This is a genomic window from Phenylobacterium sp. (assembly GCF_041916435.1).
Classification (GTDB): domain Bacteria; phylum Pseudomonadota; class Alphaproteobacteria; order Caulobacterales; family Caulobacteraceae; genus Phenylobacterium.
On record NZ_JAYRZM010000002.1, the window covers coordinates 423,910 to 440,063 of the forward strand.

Annotated in this window: 21 protein-coding genes and 1 tRNA gene; 13 read left to right on the forward strand and 9 right to left on the reverse strand. The window is 68.2% G+C overall.

Going from position 1 to position 16,154, the window contains the following annotated elements:
• Positions 1–128: 128 nt before the first annotated feature.
• Positions 129–824: an HAD family hydrolase gene (locus ACE3TA_RS06920; protein ID WP_374571897.1), complete on the forward strand. Its 696-nt coding sequence runs from the start codon at positions 129–131 to the stop codon at positions 822–824.
• A gap of 4 nt (positions 825–828) precedes the next feature.
• On the opposite strand, the gene ACE3TA_RS06925 is transcribed toward ACE3TA_RS06920, so the two are convergent.
• Entirely contained in the window at positions 829–1,128 is a 300-nt protein-coding gene (locus tag ACE3TA_RS06925; protein WP_374571898.1) for a GIY-YIG nuclease family protein, read from the reverse strand.
• A gap of 223 nt (positions 1,129–1,351) precedes the next feature.
• Here ACE3TA_RS06925 and ACE3TA_RS06930 point away from each other — a divergent pair, with 223 nt between their 5' ends.
• The 6 genes from ACE3TA_RS06930 to ACE3TA_RS06955 all read left to right on the forward strand — a co-directional run bounded on the left by ACE3TA_RS06930 (position 1,352) and on the right by ACE3TA_RS06955 (position 7,633).
• Positions 1,352–1,780: a hypothetical protein gene (locus tag ACE3TA_RS06930; RefSeq protein ID WP_374571900.1), complete on the forward strand. Its 429-nt coding sequence runs from the start codon at positions 1,352–1,354 to the stop codon at positions 1,778–1,780.
• The gene (locus tag ACE3TA_RS06935; RefSeq protein ID WP_374571902.1) at positions 1,740–2,294 is read left to right on the forward strand and encodes a hypothetical protein; all 555 of its coding nucleotides are present in this window, start codon (positions 1,740–1,742) and stop codon (positions 2,292–2,294) included. The genes ACE3TA_RS06930 and ACE3TA_RS06935 overlap by 41 nt, the downstream gene beginning before the upstream one ends.
• Positions 2,295–2,304: 10 nt before the next feature.
• On the forward strand, positions 2,305–3,171 hold the full coding sequence (gene sigJ, locus ACE3TA_RS06940; protein WP_374571904.1) for an RNA polymerase sigma factor SigJ: 867 nt from the start codon (positions 2,305–2,307) through the stop codon (positions 3,169–3,171).
• A 242-nt stretch (positions 3,172–3,413) separates the two neighbouring features.
• Positions 3,414–5,327, forward strand: coding sequence for a DNA primase (gene dnaG / locus ACE3TA_RS06945; RefSeq protein ID WP_374571906.1), 1,914 nt, complete (start codon positions 3,414–3,416; stop codon positions 5,325–5,327).
• Between the two features lie 83 nt (positions 5,328–5,410).
• Entirely contained in the window at positions 5,411–7,342 is a 1,932-nt protein-coding gene (gene rpoD / locus ACE3TA_RS06950; protein ID WP_374571908.1) for an RNA polymerase sigma factor RpoD, read from the forward strand.
• Positions 7,343–7,414: 72 nt separating this feature from the next.
• On the forward strand, positions 7,415–7,633 hold the full coding sequence (locus ACE3TA_RS06955) for a hypothetical protein (RefSeq protein WP_374571910.1): 219 nt from the start codon (positions 7,415–7,417) through the stop codon (positions 7,631–7,633).
• On the opposite strand, the gene ACE3TA_RS06960 is transcribed toward ACE3TA_RS06955, so the two are convergent.
• Both ACE3TA_RS06960 and ACE3TA_RS06965 read right to left on the reverse strand, forming a co-directional pair.
• A complete protein-coding gene (locus ACE3TA_RS06960) occupies positions 7,614–8,234 on the reverse strand; it encodes a TIGR02466 family protein (RefSeq protein WP_374571912.1) in 621 nt (206 codons plus the stop codon). The two genes, ACE3TA_RS06955 and ACE3TA_RS06960, sit on opposite strands and share 20 nt — an antisense overlap.
• A 51-nt stretch (positions 8,235–8,285) precedes the next feature.
• Positions 8,286–8,639 (reverse strand): hypothetical protein, encoded by a 354-nt coding sequence (locus ACE3TA_RS06965; RefSeq protein ID WP_374571914.1) that lies wholly within the window; start codon positions 8,637–8,639, stop codon positions 8,286–8,288.
• Here ACE3TA_RS06965 and ACE3TA_RS06970 point away from each other — a divergent pair.
• On the forward strand, positions 8,631–8,987 hold the full coding sequence (locus ACE3TA_RS06970; RefSeq protein WP_374571916.1) for a hypothetical protein: 357 nt from the start codon (positions 8,631–8,633) through the stop codon (positions 8,985–8,987). The genes ACE3TA_RS06965 and ACE3TA_RS06970 overlap by 9 nt on opposite strands.
• Here the strand turns inward: ACE3TA_RS06970 and ACE3TA_RS06975 are convergent.
• Positions 8,966–10,231 carry a serine hydrolase domain-containing protein gene (locus ACE3TA_RS06975; RefSeq protein WP_374571918.1) on the reverse strand — a complete coding sequence of 422 codons (1,266 nt, stop codon included), beginning with the start codon at positions 10,229–10,231 and terminating at the stop codon, positions 8,966–8,968. The genes ACE3TA_RS06970 and ACE3TA_RS06975 overlap by 22 nt on opposite strands.
• A 156-nt stretch (positions 10,232–10,387) precedes the next feature.
• On the opposite strand from ACE3TA_RS06975, the gene ACE3TA_RS06980 reads away from it, so the two are divergent.
• The gene (locus ACE3TA_RS06980; protein WP_374571920.1) at positions 10,388–10,879 is read left to right on the forward strand and encodes a hypothetical protein; all 492 of its coding nucleotides are present in this window, start codon (positions 10,388–10,390) and stop codon (positions 10,877–10,879) included.
• A 6-nt stretch (positions 10,880–10,885) separates the two neighbouring features.
• Here the strand turns inward: ACE3TA_RS06980 and ACE3TA_RS06985 are convergent, their stop codons facing one another.
• Positions 10,886–11,617, reverse strand: coding sequence for an SIMPL domain-containing protein (locus ACE3TA_RS06985; RefSeq protein WP_374571922.1), 732 nt, complete (start codon positions 11,615–11,617; stop codon positions 10,886–10,888).
• Positions 11,618–11,766: 149 nt separating this feature from the next.
• Here ACE3TA_RS06985 and ACE3TA_RS06990 point away from each other — a divergent pair.
• Both ACE3TA_RS06990 and ACE3TA_RS06995 read left to right on the forward strand, forming a co-directional pair.
• Positions 11,767–11,842, forward strand: a tRNA-Ile gene (locus tag ACE3TA_RS06990).
• 134 nt (positions 11,843–11,976) lie between these two features.
• Positions 11,977–13,221 carry a tyrosine-type recombinase/integrase gene (locus ACE3TA_RS06995; RefSeq protein WP_374571924.1) on the forward strand — a complete coding sequence of 415 codons (1,245 nt, stop codon included), beginning with the start codon at positions 11,977–11,979 and terminating at the stop codon, positions 13,219–13,221.
• 154 nt (positions 13,222–13,375) lie between these two features.
• Here the strand turns inward: ACE3TA_RS06995 and soxR are convergent, their stop codons facing one another.
• Positions 13,376–13,822, reverse strand: a complete 447-nt coding sequence (soxR, locus tag ACE3TA_RS07000; protein ID WP_374571926.1) for a redox-sensitive transcriptional activator SoxR — start codon at positions 13,820–13,822, stop codon at positions 13,376–13,378.
• Between the two features lie 63 nt (positions 13,823–13,885).
• On the opposite strand from soxR, the gene ACE3TA_RS07005 reads away from it, so the two are divergent.
• On the forward strand, positions 13,886–14,347 hold the full coding sequence (locus tag ACE3TA_RS07005; protein WP_374571928.1) for a VOC family protein: 462 nt from the start codon (positions 13,886–13,888) through the stop codon (positions 14,345–14,347).
• Positions 14,348–14,406: 59 nt separating this feature from the next.
• On the opposite strand, the gene ACE3TA_RS07010 is transcribed toward ACE3TA_RS07005, so the two are convergent.
• The 3 genes from ACE3TA_RS07010 to ACE3TA_RS07020 form a co-directional block, all read right to left on the reverse strand.
• Positions 14,407–14,748, reverse strand: coding sequence for a hypothetical protein (locus ACE3TA_RS07010; RefSeq protein WP_374571930.1), 342 nt, complete (start codon positions 14,746–14,748; stop codon positions 14,407–14,409).
• Between the two features lie 55 nt (positions 14,749–14,803).
• Complete coding sequence (locus ACE3TA_RS07015; RefSeq protein WP_374571932.1) at positions 14,804–15,049, reverse strand: helix-turn-helix transcriptional regulator; 246 nt, start codon at positions 15,047–15,049, stop codon at positions 14,804–14,806.
• A gap of 212 nt (positions 15,050–15,261) precedes the next feature.
• The gene (locus tag ACE3TA_RS07020; protein WP_374571934.1) at positions 15,262–15,567 is read right to left on the reverse strand and encodes a helix-turn-helix domain-containing protein; all 306 of its coding nucleotides are present in this window, start codon (positions 15,565–15,567) and stop codon (positions 15,262–15,264) included.
• 106 nt (positions 15,568–15,673) lie between these two features.
• On the opposite strand from ACE3TA_RS07020, the gene ACE3TA_RS07025 reads away from it, so the two are divergent.
• Positions 15,674–16,006, forward strand: a complete 333-nt coding sequence (locus ACE3TA_RS07025) for a helix-turn-helix transcriptional regulator (protein WP_374571936.1) — start codon at positions 15,674–15,676, stop codon at positions 16,004–16,006.
• Positions 16,007–16,154 lie beyond the last annotated feature (148 nt).

Consider the following 16,154-nt stretch of genomic DNA (forward strand, 5'->3'; position numbering starts at 1 on the left):
TCAGCATCGTGAACGCCGCGCCGAAATGTGCGCGCGCTCGAATATTGGGCTCGTGCGCCGGATAAGTTGCATGCGCATTCGGCGCCCGGCCGATTGGCCGGGGCGGAGCGGGCGGGTATGAGGCGGCCATGACCATCACCACGGTCGGCTTGGACGCCGACGACACCCTCTGGCACAACGAGACGTTGTTCCGCCTGACGCAGGAGCGGTTCTGCGCGCTCCTGGCCGACATGGCCGAGCCCGGCCCGCTGATGGCGCGGCTGGCCGAGGTGGAGAAGCGCAACCTGCGGCTCTACGGCTACGGGGTGAAGGGCTTCACCCTGTCGATGATCGAGACGGCCATGGAGTTGACCGGCGGCGAGGCGCCGGCGCGGGTGGTGCGCGAGATCCTGGCCGCCGGGCGCGAGATGCTGAACGAGCCGGTGGAGCCGCTGCCGGGCGTGGACCAGGCGCTGGCGGCGCTGTCGGAGCGCTACCGGCTGGTGCTGATCACCAAGGGCGACCTGCTGCACCAGGAGCAGAAGCTGGCGGCCTCGGGGCTGGGCGACCTCTTCGCCGCCGTCGAGATCGTCAGCGAGAAGGACGCCTCGACCTATGAGCGGGTGTTCGCCCGCCACGGGACGGGGGCGGCGCAGGCGGCGATGTGCGGCAACTCCCTGCGCTCGGACGTGCTGCCGGCGCTGGAGGCCGGCGCCTGGGCCGCGCACGTGCCCTATCCGCTGACCTGGGCCCACGAGATGGCCGACACGCCGAACGGCCATCCCCGCTTCGCCGAGCTCGCCAGCATCAGCGAGCTGCCGGGCTGGCTGGAGGCGGTGAGCTAGGGGGTCAGGCCAGGCCCCCGTAGAGGTCGTTCCAGTGGGGATTGTCGCGCTCGATCAGGTTGATCTTCCACTGGCGCGGCCAACGCTTGAGGGACTTCTCGCGCTGGATGGCGGCCGTCATCTCCTCGTGCGGCTCGTACCAGACCAGGCGCTTCAAGCCGTAGGTGCGGGTGAAGCCGCGATAGAGGCCTTCGCGATGCTCCCAGACCCGGCGGGCCAGTTGCGAGGTGACGCCGACGTGGAGCGTTCCACGGTATCTGTCGGCCATCAGGTAGACCGCGATGTAGGCGTCCTTGCCGACCAAGGGGCGTGTCCTTGCTTCATCTCACGCTAGCACGTCATCCCAGGCCTTGTGCCTGGGATCCCTGTTTCCGCGTCTGCTGGGACAGATGGCGTTCCGCGGCCGTCCGGCGGGTGTCTGAGAGGCCGACAGAGGGATCCTAGGCACAAGGCCTAGGATGACGAGCGCCCATGTCACAGACCGGCCGGCTGATCCGTCCTTGGGGGCGATGGATCAGGAGGCGGCCATGCGGCGATGGATTTCAGGAGCGCTCGGCGTCCTGTTGGGGATCAACGGGCTCGTCCAGATCGCCGTCTCGTTCTGGTGGTACAACGCCGTGCCCGGCGTGCCGGCGACCGGCGCGTACAATCCGCATTTCGTGCGCGACATCGGCGCGGCCTATCTGACGGTCGCCTTCGGGCTCGGCTGGTTCGCCTGGCGGCCCGGGCAGGGATGGCCGGCGCTGACGGCGGCGGCGAGCTTCCTGGTGATGCACGCGGGCGTCCACCTGTTCGACGCGAGCTGCTCGGCGCGGCCGCTGCACGACCTGATCCGTGACTTTCCCGGCGTCTTCGCGCCGGCCCTGATCGCCGCGGCGCTGAGCGTCGCCGGCCGACCCTCAAGGAGCGTGAGACATGTTGAAGGCCTTTCTGAAGTCGAAACTTCAAACTTTTGAAAAAACTTGGAATTATGACGCGAGCTATCAGCGCTTCCTGGTCGACGCCGCTCCGGTCAGCGCGGTGAAATTCGGCGTCGCCGCGACCATGGTCGACCGCGCCGCCGCGCCGGCGGAGGCGCTGGCGGCGGCCGGGATCGTCGGCACGCTGGCGGAGGACTGCGGGCCCTGCACCCAGATCGGCGTGGACATGGCCGCGGCCGGCGGCGTGAAGCCGCAGGTGCTGCGGGCGATCCTGAAGGGCGAGGTGGAGGCCATGGGCGAGGACGCGGCGCTGGCCTACCGCTTCGCCAAGGCGAGCCTGGCGCGCGACATGGAGACGGCCGATCCGCTGCGGGACGAGATCGTGCGCCGCTGGGGCGACAAGGGGCTGGCCGCCGTCGCCCTTTCGATCACCACCGCGCGGATGTATCCCACGCTGAAGTACGCCCTGGGCTACGGCAAGGCGTGCTCGCGGGTGATGGTGGAGGGCGCGCCGGCGCCGCTGGGCCTGCGCCCGCAGCTCGCCGCCTGAGGATGGCGTGATGGACGAGACCGCCGACATCGAGGCCTTCGAGGCGCAGCGGCCGCGGCTGACGCGGCTGGCCTACCGCATGCTGGGCTCGCTGGCCGAGGCCGAGGACGCGGTGCAGGACGCCTGGCTGCGCTGGACGCGGGCGGGGCGGGACGTGGCCGATCCGGCGGCGTGGCTGGTGCGCGTGACGAGCCGTCTTTGCATCGACCGGCTGCGCGCGGCCAAGACCCAGCGGGAGGCCTATCGCGGCCCCTGGCTGCCCGAGCCCCTGATCGAGGAGCTGACCGAGGATCCGGTGGAGCGGGCCGAAGACGTGTCGGTGGCGTTCCTGCTGGCGCTGGAGCGGCTGTCGCCGCTGGAGCGGGCGGTGTTCCTGCTGCACGACGTGTTCGACGAGGACTATGGCGCGGTGGCCGAGGCCCTGGGACGCACCGAGCCGGCGGTGCGCCAGCTCGCCGCCCGGGCGCGGGCGCACGTGAGCGAGGCCAGGCCCCGCTTCTCGGTGAGCCAGGAGGCGGCGGCCCGGCTCGCCACCGCCTTCATGGAGGCCGCCACCAAGGGCGACGTGGAGGCGCTGAGGAGCCTTCTGGCCGAGGACGCGGTGATGGTGACCGACGGCGGCGGCAAGCGGCACGCCGCCCTGCGCCCGATGATCGGCCGCGACGACATCGTGCGGCTGCTGCAGGGCCTGGCCTGGCGCAACGGCCAGGTCTGGCCCGGACGGCTGCGGGCGGTGCGGATCAACGGCTATCCGGGCCTGATCCTGGAGGCGGCCGACGGGCCGATGACGCTGGCCTTCGAGCCGGCGGACGACGAGCGGCTGGCGGGCGTCTACCTGATGCGCAACCCCGACAAGCTGGGCCGCCTGCCGGGCTGAGCGGACCTTAAAGATCCTCCCCTTCCGGGGGAGGTGGATCGGCGCGCGGCGGCGAGACGGAGGGAGACTTTGAGAGGGCCAAGGTCATGGTTCCCCTCAGTCCCTTCGGGACAGCTCCCCCCAGAAGGGGAGCATCTTTCGAGCAAAGGCGGCGGCGCAAGACGGCCGTCTCGACTCGGGGCGTGAGTGTGGTGTGATACAGGGCTCGCAAGAGCGGCCCCTCCGGGCCCCTGGACCTGCCCGTGCGCTTCGACGAACGCTTTCTGGACGAGATCAAATCGCGGCTGCGGCCGTCCGACGTGATCGGGCGGACGGTGAAGCTGCGCCGGCAGGGGCGCGAGTACGTGGGCCTGTCGCCCTTCACCAAGGAAAAGACCCCCTCGTTCTACGTGAACGACGACAAGGGCCAGTTCTTCGACTTCTCCTCGGGCAAGAACGGCGACCTGATCACCTTCCTGCAGGAGACCGAGCGGCTGAGCTTCATGGAAGCTGTCGAGCGGCTGGCGGCCGAGGCCGGCGTGCCGATGCCGGCGGTCGATCCCAGGGCGGCCGAGCAGGAGAAGGTGCGCCAGGGCCTATCCGACTGGCTGGAGGCGGCGGCCCAGTGGTTCGAGGCCGAGCTGCGCCGCCCGGTGGGGCGCGAAGCCCGCGCCTATCTGGACAGGCGCGGCCTGCCGGAGACCGAGTGGGGCCGCTTCCGCCTGGGCTATGCGCCGGCCGGGCGCGCGGCGCTGAAGGATTATCTGATCGCCAAGGGCGCCAGGCCGGGCGAGCTGGTGGAGGCGGGCCTGCTGATCGCGCCGGAGGACGGCGGTTCGCCCTACGACCGCTTCCGCGACCGGATCATCTTTCCGATCACCGACGGGCGCGGGCGGGTGGTCTCGTTCGGCGGGCGGGCGATGGATCCCCAGGCCCGCGCCAAGTACCTGAACGGGCCGGAGACAGGGCTCTTCCACAAGGGCCACGTGCTCTACGGCCTGCCCGAGGCGCGCAAGATCCTGGGCGCGGCGCCCTCGGGCCAGACGCCGCCGCTGGTGGTGGTGGAAGGCTACATGGACGCGATCGCCTGCCAGCGGGCGGGGGTGGCGGCGGTGGCGCCGCTGGGCACGGCGCTGACCGAGGACCAGATGGAGCTGATGTGGCGGCTCAACCCGGAGCCGACCCTGTGCTTCGACGCCGACCGGGCGGGCAAGCTGGCGGCCTCGCGGGCGATGGACCGGGCGCTGCCGCTCCTGAAGCCGGGCAAGAGCTTCAAGTTCGCCATCGTCGAGGGCGGCAAGGACCCCGACGACGTGCTGCGCGAGCAGGGGGCCGCGGCGCTGAAGGCGCAGCTTTCCCAGACCACGCCCTTTGTCGAGGCGCTGTTCACCCGCGAGCGCGACGCCGAACCGCTGGACACGCCGGAGCGGCGGGCCGGGCTGAAGGGCCGGTTGCGCCAGGCCGCCGCGAGCATCGCCGACAAGGACCTGCAGCAGGCCTATCGCGAGGAGCTGCTGGCGCGCTTCGACGGCCTGTTCGCCGCCGCGCGGGCCGAGCGGGGGCAGGGGCGAGGGCAGGCGCGGGGGGCGCCGCCGCGCAGCGGCGGATTGTCGCGGCGCTGGCGCGGCCGGGGCGGCGAGTGGGAGGACCCTTCGCCCAAGCCGGCGACGGTGGCGGCCGCGCGGGAGCTGTCGCGCGGGCTGGAGCTGGCGCCCGCGGCCCTGGCCTGGCTGGCGCTGCGCGATCCGGCGGTGCTGGACGACCATCTGGAGGACGCCTTGACCGCCCAGGGGTTCGGCGAGGCGGCGATCGCGCCCGTAATCCGGGAGATCATCGGTTTGCGACTGGAGGCGGAGCATCTTGACAGAGCCGGTGTCACGCGCCATCTGGCCTCTTGCGGATTTAGCGCGCTGTTGACAGACATCGACCGGGCCGCTGCGTCATCGGGCGCGCCCTTCATCAAAGATGATGTCTCCCTCGAAGCGGCGAGATCCCAGTGGTTGCGGGCTTTCGCCGGCCTTTCCCGGCTGGCGGCGCTCGACGAGGCTATTGGCGCCGTGAAGGGAGGCCTTCGCGGTCGTGAGGATATGGAAGCCTTCGAGCGCCTGAAAGGCGAGCGCGACACACTGAGGCGAGCGATCAGAACGGGAACGATTTGGACGGGCGAGGAGTCGTAACAGGCGGCTCCGAGGCATCCGTCGCCATTTGGATTTTTCGGACGGGCCCATGCGTGGGCCGCGCGCCGATTTCGGAGACTTAGATGAGCACCAATGCGGCCGAAGCGGAAACCACCGAAACGACCGGCGGCGACGGCCCGCTGCTCGACCTGACGGACGCCGCGGTCAAGAAGTTCATCAAGCAGGCCAAGGCCCGCGGCTACGTCACCATGGACGAGCTGAACAAGGTCCTGCCCAGCGAGGAAGTGACCTCCGAGGCCATCGAAGACACGCTGGCCATGCTCTCCGAGATGGGCGTGAACGTGGTCGAGGCCGAGGAAGACGCCGAGGGCGGCGAGGTGGCCGTGCGCGAGGAAAGCGCCGTCGTCGAGACGCCCTCCACCCCGGCCTACGACCGCACGGACGACCCGGTGCGCATGTACCTGCGCGAGATGGGCTCGGTGGAGCTGCTTTCGCGCGAGGGCGAAATCGCCATCGCCAAGCGCATCGAGGCCGGCCGCGACACCATGATCCGCGGGCTGTGCGAGAGCGCCCTGACCTTCGAGGCCATCATGGTGTGGCGCGAGGAGCTGGGCAACGGCCGCATCCTGCTGCGCGAGGTGATCGACCTCGAACAGACCTACGGCGGCCAGGTGGCCGCGGCGGCGGACGCGAACGAAGCCAGCGACGAAGACGAGGCCGACGAGGAAGCCGGCGAAGAGGGCGAAGGCGCCAAGGGCGACGACGACGACGACTTCGACGACGGCGCGGGCCCGACCATCAGCGCCATGGAAGGCGAGCTGCGCGAAGGGGTGATGGCCACCCTGGACGCCATCGCCGCCGAATTCGACGCCTTCCGCCAGCTCCAGGAAAAGCTCGTCGGCCGCCGGCTGAAGGGCGAGGACCTGGTCGAGGAGGACCGCCGCGCCTACGACCAGGCCAGCGGCGCCATCGTCCAGCACCTGAAGACGCTGAAGCTGAACAACAACCGCATCGAGGCGCTGGTCGAGCAGCTCTATGCGATCAACAAGCGCCTGATGGGCCTGGAAGGCCGGCTGCTGCGCCTGGCCGACAGCTACGGCATCTCCCGCGGGGAGTTCCTGAAGGCCTACTTCGGCTCCGAGCTGGACCCGGCCTGGCCCGACACGGTCAAGCAACTGGGCGTGCGCTGGACCAAGTTCGCCGAGAACGACTCCGGCCAGATCGGCGAGATCCGCACCGAGATCGCGGCGCTCGCCACCGAGACCGGCGTGCCGATCGACGACTACCGCCGCATCGTCCAGACCGTGCAGAAGGGCGAGCGCGAGGCCCGCCAGGCCAAGAAGGAGATGGTCGAGGCCAACCTTCGCCTGGTGATCTCCATCGCCAAGAAGTACACCAACCGCGGCCTGCAATTCCTTGATCTCATTCAGGAAGGCAACATCGGTCTGATGAAGGCGGTGGACAAGTTCGAGTACCGCCGCGGCTACAAGTTCTCCACCTACGCCACCTGGTGGATCCGGCAGGCGATCACCCGCTCGATCGCCGACCAGGCCCGCACGATCCGCATCCCGGTGCATATGATCGAGACGATCAACAAGATCGTGCGCACCAGCCGCCAGATGCTGCACGAGATCGGCCGCGAGCCGACGCCGGAGGAGCTGGCCGAGAAGCTGGCCATGCCGCTGGAGAAGGTGCGCAAGGTGCTGAAGATCGCCAAGGAGCCGATCAGCCTCGAGACGCCGATCGGCGACGAAGAGGACAGCCACCTGGGCGACTTCATCGAGGACAAGAACGCGGTCCTGCCGATCGACGCGGCGATCCAGTCGAACCTGCGCGAGACCACCACCCGCGTGCTGGCCAGCCTGACGCCCCGCGAGGAGCGCGTGCTGCGCATGCGCTTCGGCATCGGCATGAACACCGACCACACCCTCGAAGAGGTGGGCCAGCAGTTCAGCGTGACCCGCGAACGGATCCGCCAGATCGAGGCCAAGGCGCTGCGCAAGCTCAAGCACCCGAGCCGGTCGCGGAAGCTGCGCAGCTTCCTGGACAGCTAGGCCGATCGCCAAGCCCGCCGAGAATCCAGAGCCCCGCCGGAACCTCCGGCGGGGTTTTCGCTTTCAAGAGGCATGCTCCGCCTCTTCTGCATCCTCTCGGTTCCGGCGCTGGGCGGCCTGGTGTGGCCGGCCGTGGCGCAGTACGAGTTCGCCCGCGCCCCGGGCGAGATGATCCTGCAGACCCCGTCGCTGGCGGTCGACATCCCGATCCTGGCGGGCCTGGGCGCCAGCGTCGCGCTGACGCTCGGGTTTTGGCTGAAGCGCCGGGCCCCTACCGCCAGCCGTAGTTGAAGCTGACCGAGATGCGGTCGGCCTTGGCGCGGTTGGGCGTCACCTCGTGGCGCAGCCAGCTTTCCCACATCAGGATCGTGCCCGGCCCAGGCTGCAGGTAGATGAAGCTCTTCAGCTCCTCCGGCGCGTCGGCGGTGCGCGGGGGGGCGGCCATCATCATCGGAAGGCGGGGATCCTCCAGCTTCAGGGCGGAGGCGCCGGGCGGCGTGGCCACATAGATCGTGCCGGAGATGACGCTGTGCGGATGGATGTGGCCGGTGTGCGCCGCGCCGGGCTTCAGGACATTGACCCACAGGCTGTCGAGCCGCAGGCGCCCGGCGCCGAGGTCCAGGCAAAGTTCCTTGGCGAAGGCGGCGGCGTGGCGGTCGAGCCTGGTCTTCAGCTTGCCGAACACGCTGGCGCGCGTGGGCAGGTCGTCGAGCGAGGCGTAGGAGGTGTAGCCGCCGTAGCCCTCGCGCTTGCACCAGGCGCGGCCGGCCAGGTCCTCGTCGGCCAGCATCAGGCAGGCGTCGGCGAGTTCGGCGTTGAAGTCGGAAAAGCCGCGGTCGGCGGCGAGGCTCGCCTCATAGACCCGGGTGACGAATAGCGCGCGCGTGTTCATGGCCGGGCGCTAGCGGTCCCGTCCACGCTTGTCAAAGGAGCGCGCGCCGGCTCAGCGGCGCTGGGTCTGTTCCTGGGCGCTGATCAGGGCGCGCCACATGTCGTCGGCCACCGAGATCAGCTGCGCCGAAGCGGAGAACTGATGCTTGGCCTCGACCTGCTCGACGACTTCGCCGCCGATGTCGATATCCTTCGCCCCCTCGGAATCTCCGGAACGGGCGACACGCTCGGCCGAGGCGTCGAAACGTCGGCCAGCAGCCATCATGCCGTATCTTGCGGCGCTCAACGGGTCCATTTCTTGGCCCTCCCGGGGCGGAAAATGCCGCGCAGGCGTTAAGCTATCGCGTTCAAGCGTGGTGAAGCGCCGTTGACCATATGCCGGCGCGGGGAGGGAAAGATGATGCATTCGGCGCTCGCGGCCCTGGCGATCCTGGCGGCCGCACCGCAGGCGGCCGATCCGCCGCCGGCCCCCAAGGCGCAGGAGACGACCGTCTGCCTGGACGTGGGCGGCCACAGCGTGCCGGCGGTGTGCCACGTCTACGGCGGCCTGGGCGCGCGCGACGAGTTCTGCCTGTGCCCGGAGGGGCGGCGCGTGACCGCCCCGGTGTGCGGGCCGGGCGAGACCGCGCCCGCCGAGACCAGGGCCTACGACAAGGCGCGGCTGAAGGCGGCCGAGGACGGCAGCCTGATCGGCGACCTCTACGAGGGCAAGCCGATGTGCGTGAACAGGGACTACCTGCCCAAGGCGCCGTAGACCAGGTTCTGGAACACCGGCAGGGCCATGCGCCCGCCCATCCGCCCGCCGGTGGCGAGCTGGCCCGACGCCATGCGCGCGGCGGCCTCGGCGCTGAGGTCCATGGAATCCTGGATCAGGTAGACCATCACCATGTCCTCGGCCGGATCGGCGCGCCACCAGGTGCCGAAGGCGCCGGGCCAGCCGAACGCGCCAGTCGAGCCCGCGCCCATCCAGGCCTGCTTTTCCTGGTCGGTGATCACCGACACGCCCAGGCCGAAGCCCTGGCCCGCCCAGAAGGGGATGCCCATGAAGGGGATCTCGCGCTGAGCCGGGGTGAGCCGGTTGGCGGTCATCAGCTCGATGGTCTCGGGCGGGACCAGGCGCACGCCGTCGACCTCGCCCTTGCCCAGCAGCATGCGGGCGAACTTCAGATAATCGTCGGCGGTGGAGATCAGGCCGCCGCCGCCGCCCTCGAACGACGGCTCGGACTTGGCGTGGGGGATCGACACGTCCTTCAGGCCGGCGACGTCCGGGACGATCTGGTAGAGCTTGGCCATCCGGTCGCGCTTCTCCGGCGGCGCCCAGAAGAAGGTGTCGGTCATGCCGAGCGGATCGAAGATGCGCGCCTTCAGCACCTGGCCGAGCGGCTTGCCCTCGATGCGGGCCACCAGGAAGCCGAGCACGTCGGTGGCGTGGCTGTAGTGGAAGCGCTCGCCGGGCGCGAAGGTGAGCGGCAGCGAGCCCAGGCGCTCCAGCCACTCGTCGGGCGACAGGCCGTTGACCAGGGGCGAGCCGAGCGCCTCCTCATGGGCGTAGGCGATCGGGCCGATGGAGGTGAAGCTGTAGGCCAGCCCCGCCCGGTGGGTCATCAGGTCCTCGACGGTGATGTCGCGCGGCGCCGGGCTGGTGTCGCCGATCGGGCCGGTCGGGGCCGCCAGCACGCGCATGTCGGCGAACTCGGGCAGCCACTTGGTGATCGGATCATCCAGCTTGAGCTTGCCTTCCTCCATCAGCATCAGGGCGGCCAGGGAGGTGACCGGCTTGGTCATGGAGGCGATGCGGAAGAGCGTGTCGCGGGTCATCGGCGCCTTGGCCTCGATGTCGCGCCAGCCGAGCGTGTTGACCTGGGCGATCTCGCCCTTGCGATAGAGGAGGGTGACGAAGCCGGAGATGTCGCCGGCGTCGACCACCGGCTGCAACGCGCCGGGGATCTTGGCCAATCCCTCGGAAGAAAACCCGCCCAGTCCGATGTCGCCGTCCATGTCCGCGCCTCGCCAATGATCCTGCGGCGCTCGCCGGCCGCGTGGGCGCCATTACGGCGGGGCCGGGCCCGCGGCGTCAAGGCGCGCTTAAGGGTCGGGCGATTGAATGGGGGGACTAATCGAGCCTATACCGCGACCTCCAAGGACGCATCGCCCATGCCGACCCCCCGCAAGACCGCGCGCGCGCTGCGCGCCGGACCCGTCGCCCTCCTGGCGCTCGTCGCCTGCGCCTGCTCGCCGGGCGCGCCGGAGGGCGTGTCGAAGAAGGTGCTGGACGAGGCGATCTCGCAGGGCATCGGCGATCCCAACACCTGCGTGCTGATCGGCAAGGTGGGGTCCGGCGAGATCGTCTACCGCTACAACACCCACCTGACCTGCGGGCGCGAGCTGCCCTCCTGCCAGGGCGGATCGGCGGTGACGGTGGACGACGTGCTGAAATCGGTGGCCAAGGGCGAGCCGGAGCGGGCGCTGAGCTGCCCCACGGCGACCGACGGTTCGCGCTCGGTGGGCTGGTCGGCCGGCCGCGTGCTGGGCAAGGAGCTGGTCTACGCCGCGGTGATGGAAGGACAGAAGGCGCTGCCGGGCCGGGTGATGGCCGACCGGCTGGAGCGCGCCTTCGTCAAGGCCGGGCTCCAGCCGGAGCGCTAGAGCGGCCTATTTGGCCAGTTCGTAGACGGCGCTGACGTCGATCCCCACCGAAAGCTCGCCGGCGGCCACGGGCGTGGCGTCGGCCTTCTCCATGCGGGCCATCGCGAGCATCGGCATGGGCGAGGGGGGCGAATAGCCGCCGGCCTCGCTCAGGGACACCAGGCGCGCCACGTGATAGCCGGCGGCCTTGGCGTAGAGGTCGGCCTTGGCGGCCAGCGCCTTGACCGCCTGTTCGCGCGCGGCGTTCTCGGCGGCGGTGGAATCCTTCAGGCCGAAGCTGATCCCGTTCACCCGGTTGGCGCCCGCGCCAACGGTGGCGTCCACCGCCTTGCCCAGGTCCTTCAGGTCGTTGACGCGCACGCTGACCTGGTTGGAGGCCTGGTAGCCGGAGAGCTTGGGCGGCTGGTTCTCCTGGTAGACGTATTGCGGATTGAGGCTGAGGTTCGAGGTCTGGATGTCGCGCTCGGCGATGCCGGCCTTCTTCAGGGCGGCGATGACGGCGTTCATCTGCTCGGCGTTGGCGCGCATGGCGCCCTGGGCCGTGGGGGCCTCGATCTGCACGCCGAGGGTGATGGTGGCCATGTCCGGGGCGATGCGGGTCTCGCCATGGGCGGACAGGTTCAGGGTGGTGGCCCGGAACAGGGTGTCGGCGGCCGGGGCCGCCTGGGCGTAGGCGGCGGGGACGGCGGCCGTGGCCAGGACGAGGGCGAGGGCGCCGGCGCGGACGAGGCGGGTCATGCTGTTCTCCCAGATGCATGCACAGGGGCACGTCAGTGATGCGCGGCCACGGCGAAACCATGGCGCGGCTCGACCCTGGCGGGCCCAACCTGAACCTAGCCTTTAAGCGGCGTGCAGCCCATGGTAACGGCGGAGCCCTGCCGCTGCAGGGGCCTGTAGCTCAATGGTTAGAGCCGACCGCTCATAACGGTCTGGTTGCAGGTTCGAGTCCTGCCGGGCCCACCAGCGCCGCGTCCGGGGAGGTTCCAGGGCGTCCAAATTCGTTCATCTTGTGACATAAAATGCAGTAATTTCTGTTGATTAGAGTGCGACGGCGTCCGCGGAGGTTCCGGGGCATCCTCGTCGCCTGTTGGTACGATTTGGCGCTCGATACCAACACGAATGCGTGCAATACCAACAAAATGCCCCTGTCCGACGCCAAGCTGCGCTCTTTGAAGGCCGCGGATCGCCCCATCAAAGTCAGCGATTCAGGGGGACTCCACATCCTTGTGACGCCGAACGGATCGAAGCTCTGGCGTTTGGCCTACCGCTTTCAGGGCAAGCAGAAGCTCTTGGCGCTCGGCTCATATCCGGACGTTTCCCTGAGAGACGCGCGGCTCGCGCGGGACGGCGCAAAGGATATGCTCGAGCAAGGCGAGGACCCAAGTCACGCCCGAAAGATGGAAAAGCGGCGTGCGCGCGTCGCCGCCGGTCATACATTCAGATCGGTCGCCGATGATTGGTTCGACGGGCAGAAAGCGCGATGGGTGGCGAGTTACGCCGACCGCTTGCGTCGACGCCTTGACGACGACCTCTTGAGGGAATTTGGGGACCGCCCCATCGCATCGATTGAGCCGATCGAAGTGCTCGATGCGATCCGTAAGATCGAACAGCGTGACGCCATAGAGATGGCGCGCCGCGTGCTTCAGATGGCTAGCGCGATCTTCCGCCACGGCGTTGCCACCTCAAGCTGCCCCAGAGATCCCACGGCCGACATTCGTGGCGCATTGCGCGCGGCCCCTACGCCGCGGCGGCGCGCTGCGCTCAAGGCGACGGAGTTGCCGGAGTTCGTCAAACGCCTGGAGGCCTACGACGGTGAGCCACTGACGCGCCTGGCGCTCAAGCTCGTGCTCCATACATTTGTCCGCACCCACGAACTTCGGTTCGCCGAGTGGAGCGAGTTCGAAGGACTCGATGGGGAAGAGCCGCCTTGGCGGATACCGGCTGGCCGGATGAAGATGCGCAGAGAGCACCTCGTGCCGCTTGCGCCGGAAGTGGTCGTGACTCTCCAGGAGATTCGCAAGTTGGCAGGCCGTAGCCAGTTCTTATTCCCTGCGCCAACGCGGTCCCGGGTGATCTCCGAAAACACGATGCTCTTCGCCTTGTACCGCATGGGCTATCACAGCCGCGCCACGGTGCACGGCTTCCGGGCCACGGCGTCGACCATTCTCAACGAACATCAATTCAACCGCGATTGGATCGAGGCGCAGCTGGCGCACGCAGAGGGCTCGGTGCGATCGATCTACAATGCCGCTGAGTGGCTGCCGGGGCGGCGAGAGATGCTGAAGTGGTGGTCGAGCTACCTTGCATCGCTATTGAGCGTGCCCGCTGACCATCTTCGTTGATCGGGGCCAGAGGGGGGCAGCGGAATGACCCAGAAGGGCTCCTAGGCGAAGTTGGCAGTGTCCGCACCAGGGCGCGCCGAGTGACTGCCTAAGGGAGTCGAACCTAAGCAGCCGCCCCTGGCGCGAGGCCGACCTCAGAGCCAGCGGATTAACCTCAGCGTTCCAGCAAGCGGGGTCCAGCCCCTTGGTCGCCAAGCACGTCCCCCGGATTGCGCAGGCGGCAGGCGCTGATCGTCAGGCAGCCGCAGCCGATGCAATCGCTGAGTTGGTCGCGCAATGCGGCAAGCTGAGCAATCCGATTGTCGAGGTCCTGGCGCCACCGCGTCGAGAGTGCGGCCCAATCATCGACGGTCGGCGTGCGGCCGCCTGGGAGCCCGGAGAGCGCCGCCTTGATCTGGGCGAGCGGAATGCCGACTTTCTGGGCCACGCGAACGATGGCGATACGGCGCAGAACATCGCGCTCATAACGCCGCTGGTTGCCCGCTGTGCGGCGGCTGCTGATCAGACCTTCGGCCTCATAGAAGTGGACGGTGGAGACGGCCACGCCACTCCGCGCCGCAACCTCGCCTACGCCGAGTTCGAGATGATAGGGCTGGGGCATGACGAAGCCTGTTGACCTCAACTAAGGTTGAGGTTCTACACGGATGGCTCCTGCAATCAAACGATGGAGCTCGAATTGTCGGATCTGGGCCTGACTCACGTCGCGTTGGCCGTGCGCGATCTGACCGCGAGCGTCTCCTTCTACGAACAGTACGCAGCCATGAAGGTGGTGCACCGGCGTCCGGCCGGCGCGGAGGGCGGCGTGGCGTGGTTGAGTGACCTCACACGCCCGTTCGTGATCGTGCTCATCCAGGCGCCGGGCTTGAACGACACGCCGCTTGGGCCGTTCGGACACCTTGGCGTGGCCGTCGCGAGCCGGGAGGAGGTTAACCGCCTCGTCGAGCTGGCCCGGGCGCACGGCCGCCTCGCTGACGGCCCGGCCGACTCCGGGCCGCCCGTGGGATATTGGGCCTATATCCGCGATCCAGACGGCAACACCCTGGAGGTCGCCCACGGCCAGGAGGTCACTTTTGCGGTCGAGGCCGCCGCGGCCAGCAGCGCCTCGGGCAGCGGCGTCAGTGCCTGAGTGTCCGCTTCCCGCCCCGCATCCAAGTTCCGCTCCTGGCGCGATCTGGACCAACAGCGTCACAGTCCCCAGTGCATCCGGCCATGTCTCACGGCGGCGACGCCACCGAAATATGACCCTCCGGCGATGTACGACGACAGCCCCTCTAGGTATTTGGGCGCGTCTTCCGGCATGAGGCCTTCAACGTCTTGTGGCTCGATCCTGCCGCGCGCCCAGCGCCCGGATCGTGAGAAGGCCTCGTACTCTACCGAATACCTGAGCCAGTAGGCTCCACAGTCTCGACAGCGCTTGATGTCGACCGCAGCGAATCGTCCCTCGGTTTCGTCGACGCCGACCTCCCGCACGAGTTCGAACTTGGCGTGCGAAGCTGTCGGCAGCTCACAATCGCATTCGATCGCCACTCTAATCGTCTCCATCCATGGGTTTGAGCTCTAGCGTCAACCGTTCTGCGTCGGCTCACCGTTCCGCGGCGCGCGCAACAATCCATGCGCTCACTTCCGACGAAACGAACCCGATGGCGCGTGGTCCAAGCCTCACCGCTTTGGGAAAGGCTCCTTTCTTTAGCGCCGCATAGAGTGAACTCCTGCTGAGCCCCGTGCGATTTAGCACCTCGGGCAAGCGTTCAATTCGCAGTTGATGCTGGGTTCGGTCGCAGCGAACGGAATCGATATGAGCTTTTTCTAGTGCTGGCGCTGCTCCCACGTCACGTCTCCTTTAACCGTATGACGTGGCGTAGGTTAGGTGAAACTATGTTTATAGTCTTCGGGAAACGCGGGACTTCGCGGGTTTGGGCGGGATGTGGCGGGATCACTCATGGTGCGGCCAGCAACAAAGATGGCTGCGTGCGAGTATTCTTTGGCGGTAGCCTTTCAGCGCAAGCTGATGGCGCCGTCGCCGCGCCACCGTGCCGCATGCTAAACAGAGAAACCGGCCGGCAGCGCCTCATCAATTCGCTTTAGCAAGCTGTCAGGCGATAGTCCGATCGCTCTTGCAATGGCGATGAACTCTAGGACATCCAGCCTGCGTTCAAGGCGCTCGATCTTGTTCACCCACGACGGATGCTTCCCCAGCCGGCGGGCGAGTTCCCGCTGCCCGACGCCAGCGGCCTCTCTCGCCGTCACGAGCTCCTCGATGACGGCTCTGTAAGCCCCCGAGCTAACCCAACTGCGCTCCATGAAGACGCCCCTGCCAATTCGGTCCGAATGGATCGCGCCGGACAAAGGATGTTCCCATTTTAGGAACGATGGGGTATTGCCTGGTGCGCCCGGGAACGTGCTGACGCTCGTTGGAAGGGCATTTGACCGACCCTTCACGATGGAGCCTACGTTGACCGCCCAGGACTACCTGTCGCCCAAACAGCTCGCCGCACTGCTCGGCGGCGCCGTCTCGGTGAAGACACTCGCGAACTGGCGCTCAGATCCCGAAGAGCCAGGGCCCGCATATCATCGGCTCGGCAACAGGATCCTCTATCCTCGGGCGAGCGTCGATGAATGGCTTGAGAGGCGGTTGCACAAGTCTACTCGAGCCTATGCGGGGCGCCGCGCCGACAAGGGCGATAGGCAGCTTGCACTGAAGCGCGCCGCCTTGGCGATGAGGCGCAAGGCGCTTCAGCGTGAGCTCGACACCCTTGAGGCTGAACTGGACGACCTGAAGCCGTAGCGGAGCGATCGCGAACGCAGTCCGAGCCATCCCGCGGTCATCAGGGGGATCTATAAGGTTGAACTCGGGAATGGCCGGTACCGGGCGGGAATTTGCGGGAAGCATTGCGTGCTACCGCCCACAATACCGCCACCCGATCAAACTCGGA

Coding starts and splice junctions, on each gene's coding strand:
- ACE3TA_RS06920 (WP_374571897.1), top strand. CDS start 129: ATGACCATCACCACGGTCGGCTTGGACGCCGACGACACCCTCTGGCAC.
- ACE3TA_RS06930 (WP_374571900.1), top strand. CDS start 1,352: ATGCGGCGATGGATTTCAGGAGCGCTCGGCGTCCTGTTGGGGATCAAC.
- ACE3TA_RS06935 (WP_374571902.1), top strand. CDS start 1,740: ATGTTGAAGGCCTTTCTGAAGTCGAAACTTCAAACTTTTGAAAAAACT.
- sigJ (WP_374571904.1), top strand. CDS start 2,305: ATGGACGAGACCGCCGACATCGAGGCCTTCGAGGCGCAGCGGCCGCGG.
- rpoD (WP_374571908.1), top strand. CDS start 5,411: ATGAGCACCAATGCGGCCGAAGCGGAAACCACCGAAACGACCGGCGGC.
- ACE3TA_RS06955 (WP_374571910.1), top strand. CDS start 7,415: ATGCTCCGCCTCTTCTGCATCCTCTCGGTTCCGGCGCTGGGCGGCCTG.
- ACE3TA_RS06960 (WP_374571912.1), bottom strand. CDS start 8,234: ATGAACACGCGCGCGCTATTCGTCACCCGGGTCTATGAGGCGAGCCTC.
- ACE3TA_RS06970 (WP_374571916.1), top strand. CDS start 8,631: ATGATGCATTCGGCGCTCGCGGCCCTGGCGATCCTGGCGGCCGCACCG.
- ACE3TA_RS06965 (WP_374571914.1), bottom strand. CDS start 8,639: ATGCATCATCTTTCCCTCCCCGCGCCGGCATATGGTCAACGGCGCTTC.
- ACE3TA_RS06975 (WP_374571918.1), bottom strand. CDS start 10,231: ATGGACGGCGACATCGGACTGGGCGGGTTTTCTTCCGAGGGATTGGCC.
- ACE3TA_RS06980 (WP_374571920.1), top strand. CDS start 10,388: ATGCCGACCCCCCGCAAGACCGCGCGCGCGCTGCGCGCCGGACCCGTC.
- ACE3TA_RS06985 (WP_374571922.1), bottom strand. CDS start 11,617: ATGACCCGCCTCGTCCGCGCCGGCGCCCTCGCCCTCGTCCTGGCCACG.
- soxR (WP_374571926.1), bottom strand. CDS start 13,822: ATGCCCCAGCCCTATCATCTCGAACTCGGCGTAGGCGAGGTTGCGGCG.
- ACE3TA_RS07005 (WP_374571928.1), top strand. CDS start 13,886: ATGGAGCTCGAATTGTCGGATCTGGGCCTGACTCACGTCGCGTTGGCC.